General features: G+C 58.8%; 12 protein-coding genes and 1 tRNA gene. 6 read left to right on the forward strand and 7 right to left on the reverse strand.

Annotated features, from left to right (window positions below; translation table 11 throughout):
- Window positions 1-100: 100 nt before the first annotated feature.
- The 4 genes from OZX73_RS00810 to OZX73_RS00825 form a co-directional block, all read right to left on the reverse strand.
- Entirely contained in the window at window positions 101-1570 is a 1470-nt protein-coding gene (locus OZX73_RS00810; protein WP_277149735.1) for a plasmid recombination protein, read from the reverse strand.
- Window positions 1571-1599: 29 nt separating this feature from the next.
- Window positions 1600-2682, reverse strand: a complete 1083-nt coding sequence (locus OZX73_RS00815; RefSeq protein WP_277149737.1) for a hypothetical protein — start codon at window positions 2680-2682, stop codon at window positions 1600-1602.
- Complete coding sequence (locus OZX73_RS00820; RefSeq protein ID WP_277149739.1) at window positions 2679-3266, reverse strand: hypothetical protein; 588 nt, start codon at window positions 3264-3266, stop codon at window positions 2679-2681. The genes OZX73_RS00815 and OZX73_RS00820 overlap by 4 nt, the downstream gene beginning before the upstream one ends.
- Before the next feature lie 197 nt (window positions 3267-3463).
- Window positions 3464-3751: a hypothetical protein gene (locus OZX73_RS00825; protein WP_277149741.1), complete on the reverse strand. Its 288-nt coding sequence runs from the start codon at window positions 3749-3751 to the stop codon at window positions 3464-3466.
- Between the two features lie 125 nt (window positions 3752-3876).
- Between OZX73_RS00825 and OZX73_RS00830 the strand changes: the two genes are divergently transcribed.
- Window positions 3877-4338, forward strand: coding sequence for a helix-turn-helix transcriptional regulator (locus OZX73_RS00830; protein WP_277149744.1), 462 nt, complete (start codon window positions 3877-3879; stop codon window positions 4336-4338).
- Between the two features lie 32 nt (window positions 4339-4370).
- The gene (locus OZX73_RS00835) at window positions 4371-5480 is read left to right on the forward strand and encodes a site-specific integrase (protein ID WP_277149747.1); all 1110 of its coding nucleotides are present in this window, start codon (window positions 4371-4373) and stop codon (window positions 5478-5480) included.
- A 101-nt stretch (window positions 5481-5581) separates the two neighbouring features.
- Here OZX73_RS00835 and OZX73_RS00840 read toward each other — a convergent pair.
- The 3 genes from OZX73_RS00840 to tgt form a co-directional block, all read right to left on the reverse strand.
- Window positions 5582-5664, reverse strand: a tRNA-Leu gene (locus OZX73_RS00840).
- A 238-nt stretch (window positions 5665-5902) separates the two neighbouring features.
- Window positions 5903-6775, reverse strand: a complete 873-nt coding sequence (locus OZX73_RS00845; protein ID WP_277149749.1) for a nitroreductase family protein — start codon at window positions 6773-6775, stop codon at window positions 5903-5905.
- A gap of 83 nt (window positions 6776-6858) precedes the next feature.
- Entirely contained in the window at window positions 6859-8148 is a 1290-nt protein-coding gene (gene tgt / locus OZX73_RS00850; protein WP_277150865.1) for a tRNA guanosine(34) transglycosylase Tgt, read from the reverse strand.
- A gap of 765 nt (window positions 8149-8913) precedes the next feature.
- Here tgt and OZX73_RS00855 point away from each other — a divergent pair.
- The 4 genes from OZX73_RS00855 to OZX73_RS00870 all read left to right on the forward strand — a co-directional run bounded on the left by OZX73_RS00855 (window position 8914) and on the right by OZX73_RS00870 (window position 17550).
- Window positions 8914-11202, forward strand: coding sequence for a trypsin-like peptidase domain-containing protein (locus OZX73_RS00855; RefSeq protein WP_277149751.1), 2289 nt, complete (start codon window positions 8914-8916; stop codon window positions 11200-11202).
- Window positions 11203-11952: 750 nt separating this feature from the next.
- Entirely contained in the window at window positions 11953-14460 is a 2508-nt protein-coding gene (locus OZX73_RS00860) for a heavy metal translocating P-type ATPase (RefSeq protein WP_277150866.1), read from the forward strand.
- A 65-nt stretch (window positions 14461-14525) separates the two neighbouring features.
- Entirely contained in the window at window positions 14526-15827 is a 1302-nt protein-coding gene (locus OZX73_RS00865; RefSeq protein WP_277149755.1) for an adenylosuccinate synthase, read from the forward strand.
- Window positions 15828-16026: 199 nt separating this feature from the next.
- Entirely contained in the window at window positions 16027-17550 is a 1524-nt protein-coding gene (locus OZX73_RS00870) for a ClC family H(+)/Cl(-) exchange transporter (RefSeq protein ID WP_277149757.1), read from the forward strand.
- The last annotated feature ends 87 nt before the right edge of the window (window positions 17551-17637 follow it).

Genomic DNA, 17637 nt, shown 5'->3' on the forward strand with positions numbered 1-17637 from the left:
TTATCGCCCGCCGGTATGGCGGGCCGTTCTTTGGCTTTCGTCCGGCCGTGCCCGGCCCCGTGGCGAATCACGTCACGGCGGCCGGGATGTGGTCGGCCGGTCACAGGGCACGCCCATGGCCCGCCTCCCGGTACGCCTGCGGCGGCGCGACCCCCTGGACGGTGAGCGCGGCACGCCTGGCGGGCGGCAACGCGGCCCACTCCGCCGCCGTGTACGAGACCTTCGGACGGCCCCCGTCCAACGGCGACGCATAGTCCTCGCCGAAACCGCGCCGCAACTCCTCCACGGCACGCAACTGCACGTCCGACACCGACCTGGCCACAGGCGCTTCGGGGGCCGTCTCGCGGGCCCTGACACCCTGCTCGACACCCGCCTTGTAGCCTTCCGCGCGGCCCGTCTCGTAGCCTTCTTCGCGGGCGCGGGCGAACACCTCGCGGGCCTTGGCGAGCTCCGATTCGAGCCATGTCCTCAACCGGTCGATGAACCTGGCCTTCAGGTCACGCTCCCAGGACGCCACCCGCTGCGCGAACGACGCCTCACGCGCATCAAGCACCTGCTTCCTAGCCATGCTGCCGGCGTCCCGCCGCCGCACCTTCTCCAACGTGGCCGCCGCCTCACGACGGTCCGTGTCAGCAGCTTCCGCCTGTTCGCGGGCCTTGGCGGCCAAGGGTTCCGCCTGTTCGGCGACCGCGCTCTCCAGCTTGAGCTGTTCCACCTCGGCGCTGGTGGAGTATCCGTGAGGGGCTTCAAAATGACTGTGGTAGCGTGTGCGGGCGAGTTCCTGGATGCGCCGGTTGGCCTCTTTCAGCCATGGTCGGGTGATCAGGGCGGCCGCGCAGAACCATTCGCCTTCGGGCGCGGGCCCTTTCCGCCGTCTGGACCGGGGAGGCTTGCCCAGGATGGCCGTGAGCTCCTGGGGTGTGAGGATGGTTGTCAGCTCGATATGGGCGTGGACGCGGCTCATTCTCTGGACCGGTGGGTCGCCGGGCTTGGGCGGGTGGGATTCAGCCGTCAATATAGCAGTGCTTATGTAATACAGATGTTGCTCGTCCCGGTGGACCTGGATGCCGCAAAGGTTCTTCTTTCCGCCGCACATCCCGGCGAGGATCCCGGCGGCGTCGATAAGGAACCGGTTCTCCATCTCGATGTTGCCTTTGTAAGGGAAGTCCTCGGGAACGGAAACCACTGCGGAGACGAGTTCCTTGGTGGCGGAACCGTAGCGGCGTCCCTTGGGCTTGTGCGCCTTCACGGAGGCGACCCGCCTGCGGAAGCGCGTCAGGGGGTCCTGGCCGTCGATGTGGATGTATGTGTTCAGGTTCGAGCGGCTGGCGTCGATGTCCTTGTTGCTGTGGCGGGCCGACAGCCGCTCGCAGTGACGGAGCGACGCGAGGGCCGTGTTGTGGTCCATCTTCTCAATGGGTATTCCGGTCAATGTCCGGCTCCTTTCCGATGCTCGTGCGATGGCTGCCTGTGCTCTGGCCTCTTCGGGGTCCATGTCAGGATGGATCTTTTGAAGTATCGGGCAGCGGTTCTGCAGGCGGTAGGGTTCGGGCAGCTTGGCCGTGGTCATCGACCGGATGGAGCGGCCATGATGCGGACTCAGATTAGGGTGTTGCCGTCATGGATGGTCCTGAACCGGTCACAGTCCTCGCATCCGTCCACCCAGCCATAGGGTTGCGCGGGGTCGGTCTGATGGTGGTCATCGGCCATGTGGGTCGCGGCGCCCGAGCCGTAGAGCGGTGTGAGGTGCGCCAGGGCGCGGCCGCGCATGACTTCTTCGCGGTCGGTCTCGAGCTTCGGCGTCTGGCTGCTGTGGTGGCGGCAGCTTTCGGGGAGATTGTCCGCCAGGTAGTCGCCGATCAGCACCGCCGTGAGGGTCTCCAGCGATTCGGTGCTGCCCTGGTAGGCTAGGTCCAGGCGTGACGTCAGCTGCCTGGTCTTGTCGCCGTTCCGTATCGTGACGCCGCTCGGAACGGGCCATGTCTTGGTCCGGCCTTCGGGGATTGGCTCGGGCCGGTAGAGGTCGTAGCCGTGGCGCAGGTAGGCAGCGGGGTTCGACGGGTCCTCCACATAGCCTTGGACCCTGACGGCGCATTTGAGTCGGCGAAGTACCTCGTCCATGGCGTTCTGATGGGATTCGGATCCGCGCGTGTAGTAGACCAGGTCGCTCAGGGCCGACGAGGTGGTGATCTCGATCACGTACGGGGCGACCACGCCACCCTTGTGGTATCTGCCATCGGTCTGATGCTGGTTCGCCGGGTCGGTCAGTTGCAGGAAGGTCTGGAAATCCAGCGTCTGCGGCCCGATCTCGTCAAGCAGCAGAATCCCCTCGTTCCTAAAACCCTCCAGCGGATGACTTGGCGTACTGTCGTACAAATATAGCCCGGTGGCGGCGGCAAGCCGCTTCGCGCCGAAAGTCTTCCCGCTGCCGGCCCCTCCCTGCCAGAAGACGGTCGCCAATGGGATGCCTTCCGACAGGCGGCGCTCGACTTGCATGCGGGACTCGTATTTCTCGGCGTTCTCGACCGCGCGGTCGACTTCTCGCTGCTGGCTGACCGTCAGGTCCGTGTACGGGTCGTGCAGGTACGGGTTGGTATCGATGTCGTTCCGTGTGATAAGGCCTTTCCGTGCCCACTCCTTGAGCCGTTCCATCGTCGCCTTCCTTGTCTGAGATGACGTCATCGGTTGCCCTTCCTTCCCGCCGCCAGCCATTCGGCACGGTGTTCTGCATAGATTTTCCGGTAGTCCTTGCCTCTGGCCGTGTAGACCTCGCCGGGGTCGTAGACATGCTTGGTGCCGGCAGCCTGGTACTTGATGTGGGTGAGATAGGCCAGCCAGTCCATCCAGCTCCACCGGCGGGAACGGGCGATCTCGATGCAGCCGGGCGGCGCGCCCAACCATTCCGATAGGCGGCTCGCTGTCACGCCAGTGTCATCCGGCGCAAGGCGCACCGCCATGTGGATGTGAGCGGGCTTCGGCGTCCCGGGCATACGGAACTCGGTCGGCGGGTGTGGGCCCAAGTAATCAGCCACGTTCGTGACGTCTTTGTCATGATTAATCGAGTAGACCTCCGAGGGGTGATGGCCGTGCTCCTCGAGGACCTGGATGACCTTTTCCGTGACTTGTTTGGCATCGACATGGCCTTTGATCAGTGGCCAGTATTCCGGGTCGAGCCTCTGCGTGAGCATAAATTCACGCAGATACGACTCGCGTTTGTGCGGCGTTCCGTGGCCGTCGCTCATGGGGGATTGCATGCTATCGTCCATACTGTTCCTTCCGTAATTCTTATTTAAAAATCGCCATAAAACTGTGTCCGGAAACACCGCCGCCGCAACGCGCCGGGCGGTGTTCCGAAACTCGACAAGCCCAGTCGTTGCAAGGCGTCCGCTGGTATCGGCTACGCAGATGCATAGAGCACAATCGGATCGCCGAAGACCGAAACGATATAAAAGTTTTGACAAGATTACCGGCGCTCCATTCGCGCGTTGTCGATAACGTCGGCCGTCGAAACACGAACCGACGAGGCAAGCCAGTCGTCCACATCACCCTTGCAATACAAAACGGTCCGTGGGGAAGGCTTCAAGTACCTCGGCCCGGTGCCCCTGTAACGCATCTGCGCGAGCTGCTGCTTGGAGATTGGGATATAGGCAGATGCCTCATCGGTTGTCATCCGCAGCTTACGAGGATCCGGAGATGCTTCGATACGACCCATCAATTTCGTGTAAATGTCAGTTGGACCGTTGCCCTTCATATTAATTTGCTCCTTTGGAAGATGTGGATATTTATTTCATATTTAAGAATGGTAATATCAATTATCGATTCTGTCAATAAAATTAATTTTTCAATATATCTTTTGTATGTGTTAAAATAAATAGCATGATTAAAGATATTTATGATGACCAGTTGATAGGATCCAATGTCTCCCGCTTGCGTGAAGAGGCTGGAATGACGATGGAAATGCTTGCGGCGAAGATGCGAGACAAAGGCAGCAAATGGACAAACGTCACAGTATCCAAAATCGAAAAAGGCGAGCGCACTCTAAAATATCCTGAAGCCATGCGAGTGCTGGAATGCTTGGACAAAGATCCAATCAACGATAGTTCTCAACTCATTGCTACTTCTCCCGATGTAACAATTCGCGCAGCTATGAGACGGGTTGATGACAAAAACAGTGTCTTGGAGTCAGATATAAGTGCATTACAGAAGTCGATAGAAAAGCTCAGGCAGACTGTGGGCGAGGAGCGGGATGCAAGGCAAAAGACAATCGATGAAGCCCAGCGGCTTATAAACAAAACGCAGGAACAGATACGGAGTATCCGGGGTGCCGTGATTGATTAAGCAGCCCAGTTATAGATGAAATGAGATAATGAATGTCCTCGATCGAGCCTTATAAAACAGCGAAAGGTGAAAAACGGTGGCGCGTCCGCTACCGCAAGCCTGACCACAGCAGCACCGATAAACGTGGTTTCAAGCGTAAGCGAGATGCCGAGGATTTTCTTGCGCGTCTTACCGCTGGTCTTAACGACGGCAGTTATATCGACCCACAGAAAGGACGTGTGACCATAGCTGCGCTTGGCCCCGAATGGCTTAAAGGCAAATCGGCGGTACTTAAGCCAAGCTCATATCATGCACTTGAGGTGTCGTGGAACAAGTGGGTGAAGCCGCAATGGGGGCGGCGTGCGATCCAAGGGATACGTAAAAGTGAGATACAGACTTGGGTCAGTGAGATTGCTTCAGAACGGTCGGCCTCGATTGTGTTACGTGCTCATGGTGTTTTGGGTGGAATACTGGAGATGGCGAAAAATGACGGCATGATTCGGGCCAATCCGGCTGAGGGACTTGACTTACCCCGTAAAAAGGCGAAACCTCGTCACTACCTGGATGCCCAACAAGTAATTGATTTGGCCAACGAGTGCGGCGAGTACCGGCCATTGGTGCTCGTACTTGGTTTTTGCGGGTTGCGCTGGGGCGAGGCCATCGGCCTGGTAAATGATGATATAGACTTCGCCAAGAACCGTATTCATGTACGGCGCAGCGCTACGCGAGTCGCAGGCAAAGTCGTTGTTGGCTCTCCCAAGAGCGGTAAAGGCCGAGAGGTTCCTATGCCAAGGATTGTTGCTGAATCTCTACAAGAAGCTTGCAAAGGCAAACATTCTGATGAATTGGTGTTCACGTCACCGCAAGGCGGGTATGTAAAACAGCAAAGCAATGACCGGCGGCACCGAGGATGGTTCCACAAAGCGCTTGATAAACTCGGGATTCCTCCGATGACCGTTCATGACTTGCGTCACACAGCGGCCTCAATAGCCGTACATAATGGGGCAAATGTCAAAGTTCTGCAACGTATGCTTGGCCATGCCTCGGCCGCGATGACCCTTGACAGATATGCTGATCTGTTCGATAAAGATTTGGACGATGTGTTTGGCTCTCTCGATGCTGAGGTTTCCACAATTATGCAGCACGCTCAACGAGTCGATTGAAAATAAAATGTGGGCAATTTGTGGGCAAAACTGCTTGATGACGAAAATCAAAACTCTCGAAAACCTTGATATTCCAACGTTTCCGAGAGCCTGAAATCTCGTGCGAGTAGGGGGAGTTGAACCCCCACGAGCATACGCTCACTGCCACCTGAAGACAGCGCGTCTACCATTCCGCCATACTCGCAGACAAATAATAAGGTTACTGCTCAGTGCCGACGAGCGCAAGGGGTTTCTGCGGTGCGTGTTGCTTGGTATTCGACTTGGACCAGAAAAGGACTGGCTGGCGACGGAATCCGCCAAGGTCCTGGATGCGACCAAAAGCACGTTAAGGCACTGAACGCGACGAAAAGCACGAAAAGTGGCCGAAAAACGTGCTTTTGGTCGCAGTAATCAGTCGGATGAGCGCTGGGGGATTTAGAACATCAGTTTGACCACTTGAAGCTGTCGGTGCCCGCGCCGATTTCGAAATTGCGCTTGGCACAGCCCAGGCCGACGTGGGCGAATAAGCCGGGAGTCGCGCGGGCGCTGACGATGGGCAAAGGCTTTTCACTGGTTACGGCGGGGCTGGCTGAGACGGCTGAACTGTCGGTGGCATTTGTGTCTTTCAGCGTGAAGTGGAAAGGTTGCTGGCTCAGCGATGTCGGGGCGAGAGAAGCGGCTTCGATACCGCGCCGGAACCAGTCAGGGGCATCGGCGAGCGTTGCGTTCGGGCCAAGGTTTGCCGGCAATGAACACAGCGAATCCAGCGGTTTGCTATGGTGCTTGGCGCCGGCCCGTGCGGGGTGGCCGAACGCGAGGACCCACACCACTCGTTCACCCGGCTCGAGCTTCCACCAACCGGTCGCGGCATCGTCCAGCACGGCCCACGAAGTCGCCAGCCCCAGTTGCACGAGTTTCAGCGCAAGTTGCTCTCCGTAATAACCTACCTTTTCCTCGATTCCGGCTTCCTCGGGCGGAATCGGGTCAGTAGTCGGTTCGGCTGCATTCGGAGCTTTCTTTGCCGGATGCAGATCGTAAGGTTTGTCGATTTTGGTGACCAGAGCGATGGCGTTATGGACCCCGCTGAACCGTCCGTAATGCGTTTTGTAGCCGCAGAAAGCGTCCTCGAGTCCCGCGGCCATCTGGAAGTGCAGGCCAGAGGCGGCATTGCAGCGCTCGACTTCGGCGGCGATGTCATCGAGCTGAGTCTTGTCGACGGGCTCATCGGTATACATACGTACGGAATGGCGCTCTGTCATCGCCTCGTTCAGATCCATCTTGCCCCTCTGCCAGTCATTAGTGAACAGTTTCATCATACCGATTGGCTTGGTGCTCTGTGGTTATGTGCGGCCTGTGTGGCATAAAAGTGATGAATGACACACCACGCATTCCAGCAGCTTCACCCCTTGGAACCGTGAGCGTAGTAACGGGCCAGGGTTTCGTCGCGGAACTCGTTGAAGTAGCCGCCGTCGATGGAGGCGCGGATGTCGTCGAGCAAGCGGATGAAGAAGCGCTCGTTGTGGATGGTGGCCAGCGTCGCACCGTTGATTTCGTGCGCTCGCAGCAGGTGGTCGACGTAAGCGCGCGAATAATGCGTGCACGTATAGCAGTCGCAACCAACCTCCAGCGGCCCGAAGTCGCGTTTGTTGGCGGCACGCTTGATGTTGTATCGGCCGTCGCGCGTGTAGATGGCGCCGTTGCGGGCGCAGCGGGCGGGAGCCACGCAGTCGAACGTGTCGCCGCCGTTTTCGACGCACGCGAAGATGTCATCGACGGCGGCAATCCCCAAGACGTGCCGTGGCCGGGATTCCGGCATCTCGTCGCAGATCCACGCGCAGGTGTCGCCGATGACCCGCTTTTCGATGGCACCGCCGATACCAACACCGTCGAAGTCGAGCGAGGCGATTTCGGAGGCCGCGTGATGTCGCAGATCCTCGTAGTTCGCGCCCTGCACCACGCCGTAGAGCGCCTGATACGGCTTGCCGACCCGTTCCGCGGTAAGCCGTTGGTGTTCGGCAACGCAGCGCTTGGCCCAGCGGAAAGTGCGTTCGACGGAGCGCTCCTGATAGCCGTGCGTGTTCATCAGCGTGGTCAGTTCGTCGAAGGAGAACATGATGTCAGCGCCGATTTTGTGCTGAATGCCCATGGAGATTTCGGCGGAGAACCGATGCTTGGAGCCGTCGAGCGGCGACTTGAAGGTGACGCCATCCTCGTCGACGAAGGCCTTGCGCTCGCGGCCGGGCGCGATGACGTCGTCCGATTTCATGCCGGTGACGTCCATCGCCAGCGTTTTCTTGAACCCGGCGCCCAGCGAAAGTACTTGGAATCCGCCGGAATCGGTGAAGGTCGGTCCGTCCCAATTCTCGAAGCGCGCGAGCCCGCCAGCCTCGTTGATGATGTCTTCGCCGGGACGTTCGAAGAGATGGAAAGCATTGGAAAGCAGGCATTGCGCGCCGAGAGATTTCATGGTCTCCGGCAGCACGCCCTTCATGGCCGCCTGCGTGGCGACGGGCACGAAAGCCGGAGTACGGATATCTCCGTGCGGAGTATGGATGACTCCGGTCCGTCCGTAGCGTGCGCCGCCGCGCCCCTTCCCGGAAGCAGAATCTGAAAGCCGCGTGTGCTGCTCGAGATAGAACTTACTGCGGTCGCCGGGCTTGCCCGGTTCGGCGCCAAGCGGGTGCTCCAAAAGTCCGGAAGCGCTCGTCGCAAGCTGTGAAACCGAACTACCGGAACGCGTCTGCGCGTAAGTGGTGGCCTCTGAGGCGACATCTTTCTGGCCAGGAATATGATTCTGGGAATGACTTTGCTCATGGCTCCAAGCTTCATCGGAAGCCGACCCTTTCCCGGTATCGCTTTGTCCATTTTCGCCAGTTCGTCCGTTGGCACTATCGGTTTCGGCGTTCTTGGCTTTGATATCGTCAGCTTCAGTGTGCTCATTAGCTTCGCGCAAAAATACAGGTTTGTTGCGGTTTTCCGCACGTTCGGCTTGACGGTAGGTCGTGTCGTGCTTGGGATTGATGCGATCGTGTCCAGCGGTGTCACCGTTTTCTTTGTTCATAATTGTCATACTTTTACTCTCGGGCTGAGTGTTGGCCGCCTTGTTTGCTGAAGTGTCCATGTCCATTTCCATTGTGTGATTCCGTATCATCCGTCTCGCCTTGCCGTCCATGCCGATGGTGGCGTACGGTGAAAGCTGGTCCTAAGTTCACTTTAGGCGAAGCCATACCATAAGATTTCCGGACCCGATTCGGTTCATGGGGGCCGATAAAATTGCCTAGAAACTTGGATTTGGCGAGAATATCAGGGTATTGGAACAAGGTTTGGAACTTCCTTTCAACCAACGTTCAGGAAACGTTCAGAACGGTTGCCTTTACTCGTTACTAGCGGTTCACGAGTGGTGGCGCGCGGAAGTGCAAGACGTGGCCATCCGGGGAAAACATAAGGAGCAGCAATGGCTGAAGACAACAAAGACGAGTGGAGCGGCGGTCAGCCTGCACGTCCGAACGAAGACACGAATACCAACAATGCTGGCGCGACACCGAATTTCGTCGTGCCGAGTTTTACGAATAACGGCAATGCAGACAGTTCCGTTCAGGGAACCGGTTCCGCTGACGAGGCGCAGGCTGGCGAAGGCGCGGATGAGGGTAATCACGTTGATGGCGGAAACGCTGAGCCGAACGGGAGCGCTGTACTGAATGGGAACACCGGATCGGTCGGGAATGCTGAATCCAGCGGGAGCGCCGATACGCAGTCTGCCGCGACGCAAAACAACGACACCCAGAATTTCAACACTTCAAACTTTGGCTCGGCGCCAACCGAGGTGTTCAGCACCGATTATCGGCCTGATGACGCAGACGCTGAGGATGATGGATTGCTGACCGGCTTCGGCCCCTCGTCTTACACCTCCACGTCCTCTTCCGCCCCGGCATCTTCCAGACCTGCGGCAGATGACACAAGCGCTTCCAACGATTCTGGTGCTTTCGCGTCCACTTCTGGCGTTTCCGACGCTTCCAACACCGAGGGCTTGTCCGCGTCGGAGATGTCGAGCGACAGCCCCTATCGTCCGGCTCCGGAATACGGCGCATACGGCCCGGTGCCGAACCAAAATGGGAATAACGGCAACGCGAACACCCAGAACGGTTCCGGCAACACCGGTAACACGATGCCATGGAACGCTCCGGGCAACAATGGCCCGCAAAGCTCGCCGAACATGCCTTGGAACGGTATTTTTGGCGGCAACGGCAATAACGCGAACTCCGGCCAAAACGTCAACGGCGGCGGCAACGGTAACGGTTACGGCAATCCTTACAACAACGCGCCCGGCCAGCCAGGCGGCGCCAACCGCAATGGCAATGTCAACGGCGGCAACTTCGGCGGCCCGAACATGCCCAATGGCAACGGTTACGGCAACCCCGGCGGCTACGGCAACGGAAACGGCGGCAACGGCAATGGGACTTACGGCCAGACCAAGTCGCACAGCAACATCATCACCGCCATCGTCGCGGCCGTGGTCACCGCGGCCCTGTGCCTCGGCATTGGTTTCGCGGCCATCTCCAACGGCTGGATCACCATCCCGTCCTCGAGCTCGATGTCCGGCATCACCTCCAACAAGTCCGGCTCCGGCTCCGCCACCGTCAAGGGCGGCCAGGCTCCTGACTGGGCCGCTGTCTCCTCGAAGGTGTCCGATTCGGTGGTCTCCATCACCACACAGGTCAGCCAAGGCATTGCCAAGGGCTCCGGCGCCGTGATTGACGACAAGGGCCATATCGTCACTAACAACCACGTCATTTCCGGCGGCCAGAACATCCAGGTCACGCTTTCCAACGGCCAGATGTACAAGGCGAACGTCGTGGGCACCGACAGCACCACCGATCTCGCGGTCGTGCAGATCCAGAACGCGCCGAGCAGCCTCAAGCCGGTCGAGTTCGCGGATTCCAGCAAGCTCGCGGTCGGCGAGAATGTGATGGCCGTCGGCAACCCGCTCGGCTACGACGACACCGCCACCACCGGCATCGTCTCCGCGCTTAACCGCCCGGTCTCGGTGATGGACGACAACAATTCCGAAATCGTGACCAACGCGGTGCAGATCGACGCGGCCATCAACCCCGGCAACTCGGGCGGCCCGACCTTCAACGCGGCCGGCCAGGTCATCGGTATCAACTCCTCGATCGCCTCCGCCTCCTCGTCTTCCGGCGAGTCCGGCTCCATCGGCATCGGTTTCGCGATCCCTTCGAACCTCGTCAAGCGCGTGGCCGACGAGATTGTCTCGAAGGGCTCCGTCCAGCACGCAATGCTCGGTGTGACCATCAAGTCCGCGAACGTCGAGGCCGATGGCATCACCCGTGGTGGCGCTGAGATCACCACGCCTTCCACCGGCGGTTCGGCCGTCGTCAAGGGCAGCCCGGCGGACAAGGCCGGCCTCAAGGCCAACGACACCGTGGTGGCGTTCAACGACCAGGCGGTCGGCAGCAGCTCCGCATTGCTCGGCTACGTCCGCGCTGCCAGCCTCGGCGACAAGGTGAAGCTCACCATCGTGCGCGGCGGCAAGACCATGGACGTCGAAGTCACCCTCGACCAGAAGGAAAGCGACGTCAAGGGCAACAACCGTTCCGAGAACCAGAAGAAGAACGGTAATGGCCAGAACGGCCAAGGCAACGGCAATGGCAACGGTCAGAACGGTGACGGCAACAACGGCGACGGAGACGGCGGCGGCCTCTTCGACCCGTTTGGTCTCTGGTAAAGCCTGAAGGTTTGCCTGCCGTGTCGCCCCTGGCTTATCGTCGGGGGCGGCACGGTACTGGCACTACTTCATCTTGCGGATTACGTACAGCAAGCAAATCAGCAGGATTGCCGTGGCCCAGGGCGGACTAACCTTGGGCGCGATCGTGACCAGTACTGTGGCCACGAGCCAGCAGAGCCCGGCGTTTCCAGGCTTGTTATCTTTGTGAGGTGCCATTTCTGGCTCCCTTCGATATGAGTTCAGCCGGCCTTATGGTCCCGGCCGGTCGCCCACACGTTTTCCGGTTCTCCGTCTCACGGGATTGACGTGCCGCGTGTGTGCGGCATAATCAACGTTGCATACATTAAATTGAGTTGCAAATTAAAACGTCAAGATTGATGAAATCTCAAGGTTTCTTGATACGGCTTGCGGCTTTATTGGCTGATGTGATACGCTCATTATGTCAGTCGGAATCGTCTCACCTCAAGACACATCCGGGTTTTATAAGCTTTCGTCTTGTTGGGTTCCGTTGATAAGGCGTTACTATCTTTTCGTCTTCGGTATGAGTGTTTGTGTGGGTCGCTGGCTTCGACTGGCGGCCCACACGAATTTTTGGGGCAGGTTGTGTGGCTCCGCTATACTTGATTGCATAATCTTTACGCCGTGTATCGGGGCCTTATGCGCCGGTGGGTTAACAAGGCGTGACCAACTTGCTTGGTTGCGCGGCTTGTGCGGCCCAGCAGTACACGCGCAAGGAGAATCATGCGGGTCATTCGCAAAGTCGCCGACATCTGCCGGCAAGTACCAATGCTTCCTGTCACCATTGTGGCCGCGCTTTTCATCGCGTTGCTATGGAATTATCGGCCTTGGCTTGATGGTATTACAGCGTTCAATATCGGTAATTTTGTGGCCTCGTCGTCGAGCACCGGGGCATGGCATATCGGGCCTTTCGCGTTCAATCCTTCCGTTGGTCAGCTCATTGTGGTGCTGCTCGTCGCGTATTCCGTTTTTGATTCGATTCGAGGTATGATCGCCTCGCTGAAAGCTGGACATGTGGGCATTGACGTGCTCGCGATTCTGGCGCTGCTTTCGACATTGGGCGTGCAGGAATACTGGGCCAGCTGGGCCGTCGTCCTGATGATTTGGTCGGGGGAGGCCATCGAATCGTTCGCGCAGACCAAGGCCGAAAGCAACCTGAGCGCGCTGGTCGCCGCCGCCCCGCAGATGGCGCATATCTCCGATTTGCCCGGTATCCACACAACCAAGAACGGCAAGGATTCTGCGGCGCATAGTGAAACTTCAAAACCGGATGACAATGCCGAAAAGGCGCATCTTGACGTGCTATTCGCCAATACCGACAAGCGTTTGGCCGATGGCTTCCGGGCGACGCTGACAGCGACATTACCCAGAGGAAACGTGCGCGATCTGGGAAACAACCTATGCGTGATTGACGCGGATGATTGCAATTGTGAGCTTTCCTCGGTGGCCAAGGACAAAGCCAAGAAGAACAATGCAAACGTCCGGAAAGGTTCGCAAAGTAGGCGTTCGCAGCCCGCTGGTTCAATGGCGCGTCATACATTCATTGGCGGATCGCTGGCAAGAAGCTCGCAGGCAGCGAAAGTGCTGGAATCGCAGGCCTCGCAGGATGCGCATTTCCATACGGTTCCGGTTGATCAGGTCGTGTTAGGCGACGTGCTCGTGGTCTTGCCGGGCGAAACGATTCCTGTGGATGGCAAGCTTTTGAGCGGAACAGCGGCGCTCGACCTAAGCGCCATCAACGGCGAGCCGTTGCCGCGTACCGTGTTCGCCGGCGCTCGCGTGATGTCCGGGGCGATCAACGGCTCGACGATGATTGTGATTCGCGCGACGCAGCTGGCGAAGGATTCACAGTACCAGCAGACCATGCAGCTGGTCGATTCCGCGCGTTCCTCGCGTGCGCCCGTGGTCAAAACCGCTGACGTGCTTGCGGTGCCGTTTACCATCATTTCCTTGGTCATTGGCATCGTCGCGTGGATGGCTTCCGGCACACCGGAACGGTTCGCGCAGGTACTCGTGCTGGCCACGCCTTGCCCGTTGCTCATCGCCGCGCCGGTGGCCTATATGGCCGGAACCGGAAGGCTTGCGAAGGCAGGAATCCTGACGAAAACGCAGGAGGTTCTGGAGAACCTCGGCAAGGTCTCGCATATCTTCTTCGACAAGACGGGCACGCTTACGGTCACGAAGCCGCAGGTTGTGCGGATCGACGTGCCGGAAGCCGCGCGTAAGCGGTTGCCTGTTGCGCTCAAATTTGACAAGGATAAGTCGGAATCGCATTCCGCGCAATATATTGAGGACGTCATCGTTGAGCTTGCTGCAGTGGTTGAGACCTATTCAGTGCATATTCTTGCGCAGGGGATTGTCGCCGCCGGAGCTACTGCGTCGAAGAAGTTGCACAACGGTCGAACCGCGTTTCCGGTGGTCAAAGGTGTTCACGAGGATGCCGGCAATGGCGTTCAAGGCATGGTCGAAGGTCATATCGTTCGGGTTGGTCGGCTGAGTTTCGTCACAAGTGCGAATGCTGATTTGTCTGAAGTGCAGCCATTCCCGACATCGCAATTCAAGCCGCGTTCGGCTGATGAAATGGCGGCGTACGTTTCGGTCGATGGGATTCTCGCCGCTCGTATCGTGTTGCGTGATGTGCCGCGCGATAACGCCCGCGAATCGTTGCGGCGCTTGTGTTCCATGGGCATCGGCAAGGTGACGATGTTGACCGGCGATTCCCTCAGTTCCGCTGATGTGATCGCAGACGAGGTCGGCATTGATGACGTTCGCGCCGATTTGCTCCCGCAAGACAAGGTGTCTGCAGTCAGGGCGGCTTCGCAAGAGGCTTTGCAGCATCCTTCGAAAGTTGAGACGTTTCTTGACCGGCTTTCCGGCCAGCCCAAGCCGCGCCCGATTTCGGTGATGGTGGGCGACGGTGTCAACGATGCCCCGGTGTTGGCCGCGGCTGATATCGGCATCGCAATGACGGATGGTACCTCTACCGCCGCCTCGCAGACCGCCCAGGTGGTCATCATGAACGACGACATCGCCGACGTGCCCAAGGCCGTCGCCATCGCCCGCCAGACCAAGCGCACCATGCTCCAGGCCGTAGTCACTGGTCTCGGCCTTGCGTTGGTCTGCATGGTCGCCGCCGCTTTCAACCTCATTCCCGTAGTGGTCGGTGCCTTCATGCAGGAGGCTATCGACGTTGTCTCGATCCTCTGGGCGCTGACCGCGCTGCGCGATCGCAAGGCATAATGTGTCGGTATAGGCGTGACGGTAGGCTGATAACGGCGGAATAACGCGTATCTCGGGAGGTTCGTATGCCTGGAATTGTTCTGATTGGTGCCCAATGGGGAGACGAAGGCAAAGGTAAGGCGACCGATCTTATCGGCACGAAGGTCGATTACGTCGCACGCTTCAACGGCGGCAACAACGCAGGCCACACGGTGGTGGTCGGCGACGAAACGTATGCGCTGCACCTGCTCCCGAGCGGTGTGGTGAACCCTCACGTCACGCCGGTTATCGGCAACGGTGTGGTGGTCGACCCCGAAGTACTGTTCGAGGAGATCGACGGCTTGCAGTCCCGCGGTGTGGATTGCTCTCACCTCAAAGTCAGCGAGTCGGCACAGGTCATTGCGCCGTACCATCGCGTCATTGACAAGGTGACCGAGCGCTTCCTCGGCAAGCACAAGATCGGCACTACCGGCCGCGGCATCGGCCCAGCGTATGCGGACAAGATCAACCGCGTCGGCATCCGCGTGCACGACCTCTTCGACGCCGAGCGCCTGCGCGACAAGGTCGAGGCGAGCCTGCACCAGAAGAACCAGATGCTCGTCAAGCTCTACAACCGCCGCCCGATCGACGTTGACGAGACCACCGACGAGTTGCTGAAGCTCGGCGAACGCCTGAAGCCATACGTCGCCAATACCTCATTGCTTTTGAACAACGCGCTCGATGAGGGCAAGACTGTGCTCTTCGAGGGCGGCCAGGCCACCATGCTCGATGTCGACCATGGCACTTATCCGTTTGTGACATCCTCGAACCCGACCGCCGGCGGCGCTTGCACCGGTACGGGCGTCGGCCCCACGAAGATCGACCGCGTTATCGGCGTGGCCAAGGCGTACGTCACCCGTGTGGGCGAAGGCCCGTTCCCGACCGAGCTCAACGATGATTCCGGCGAATGGCTGCGCACGCAGGGCCACGAGTTCGGTGTGACCACTGGCCGTCCGCGTCGCTGTGGTTGGTTCGATGCCGTCGTCACCCGTTACGCCACGCAGGTCAACGGGTTAACCGATATCGTGCTCACCAAGCTCGACGTCCTGACTGGCCTCAACGAGATTCCGATCTGCGTCGCCTACGACGTTGACAACGGCGATGGCACGCATACCCGTTACGAGGACATGCCCATCGACCAGGCCGCGTTTGTCAAGGCCAAGCCCGTTTACGAAACGATGCCCGGCTGGACCGAGGACATCTCGAAGGTGCACAGGTTCGAGGATCTGCCGGCCAGCACCCAGGCCTATGTCAAGCGCCTCGAGGAGATCTCCAACTGCCGCATCTCCGCCATCGGCACCGGCCCGCAGCGCGACCACATCATCGAGGTGCGCTCGCTCGTCGACTGAGCGCTGGGCGTTAAAATGCTGAGCGCATGTTATTGATGTCAGCGTAAGAAAAGTGCACTTTACGATTGTTAAGGTGCACTTTTCTGACGGCAACGTGAAAATAGTGCATCGTAGGGTTGCTAACTTGCATTTTTCTGACGGTAGTATCAGCAAGTGCAGGAGATAGCGGTTTCATCCGGTACCAAGAAGGGACTCGACCATGGCAACGGTGGGCATATCGCGGCGCAGCCAGTGGGTTGTGGCGGCTCGCGCGGTGGTCTGCGGCCTGATTGCCGGAGTGCTGGTCACCTGCTATCGTCAGGGCATCGAGTGGGGCACGCAGTTCGCGCGTTGGATGTACTCGCAAATCCGCGTCGATCCATGGCTTCTCGCACCTTGGGCGCTCGCGGTCGTCGTAATCGGTTTCTTCGTCGCGTGGCTGGTCAAGTTGGAACCGATGGCATCCGGCAGTGGCATCCCGCAAGTCGAAGGCGTGGTGCGGCTGGGCCTCAAAATGCGGGCGGGAATGGTCTTGATTGTCCGTTTTGCCGGCGGCTTGCTTTGCGGAATGTTCGGCCTTTCGCTTGGCCGCGAAGGCCCGTCGATCCAGATCGGTGCCGCCGCCAGCCAGGGTGTGGCACAAGGGATGAGAAGACTTCGCCATGGCAGTAAAACCGTCATGGATTCAAAAGATGCAGATGGTGCCGGCCGTGTGAAAACAGGCATTGATAAAGCCAAGATAGATGTGGACGACGAGTCGAGCAGGGTCTCGAATGCAGAAACGGGCATGAATACAGGCGACGCCGCGAACGTCGATAACCAGTTAGCTGATGCTGGCTCTTCTCGTCATCGTGTTGACGGTTGTGAAGGTGCAGGTGGCAGCAAGACTGCCGAGGCGAACATTCTCATCACCGCCGGCGCTGCCGCCGGCCTTTCCTCCGCTTTCAACGCGCCGCTTTCCGGAATGATGTTTGCGCTGGAAGAGGTGCACCACAATTTTTCGCCGGCCATCCTGCTTTCGGCGGCCGCGGCCTCGATCAGCGCCGATTTCGTCTCGAAATACTGGTTTGGCCTGAAGCCGGTGCTTGATTTCGCGCGCCTTTCGCAGCTGAGCCTGCCGCAATATTGGTGGATGGTTCCGCTGGGGCTTATCACAGGCTTGATCGGCGTGGCGATGAACAAGTTGCTGCTCGGCTTCCAGACGCTCTACAACAAATTGCCGTGGCAGATTCGTCCGATGATTTCGCTGGCCATCGCACTGCCGGTCGGCATTTTCCTTCCGCAGGTTCTGGGTGGTGGCGAAAGCCTGATTGGTTTCGCGGAACGTGCCACTGGCGGCATCGCATTTTTGGCAATCCTGTTGATCGTCAAGATGCTGTTCACCTCCACCAGTTTCGGCAGTGGCGTCCCCGGCGGCATTTTCATGCCGATTCTCGCCGTTGGCACGCTGACCGGTTCCATCTTCGGTGTCGCGCTTCACGCCGTCGCGATTAACGGAAATCCCCTCATTTCAACAAAAATCATTCCGCTTTTCGCCGTTTGCGCGATGGCCGGAGCGCTCACAGCCTCCGTCAAAGCCCCGATGACCTCGATTCTCTTGACTGTCGAGATGAGCGGCACCCTGATGCACATGCTCCCGGTCGCCGCCTGCAGCTTCATCGCCCTGTTGGTCTCCGATCTCACCAACACCGAGCCGATTTACGACGCCCTTCTCGACCGCTATACCGAGTCTCATCCCAACTGAAATGAACGTTGATTCCGCCGAGGTTGAATTTACAGAAGGCTAATTATTGGCAAAAGAGAATGAATCATGGATAAGACTGCATTGACG

The organism is Bifidobacterium sp. ESL0775 (assembly GCF_029395475.1).
In the GTDB taxonomy this organism is placed as follows: domain Bacteria; phylum Actinomycetota; class Actinomycetes; order Actinomycetales; family Bifidobacteriaceae; genus Bifidobacterium.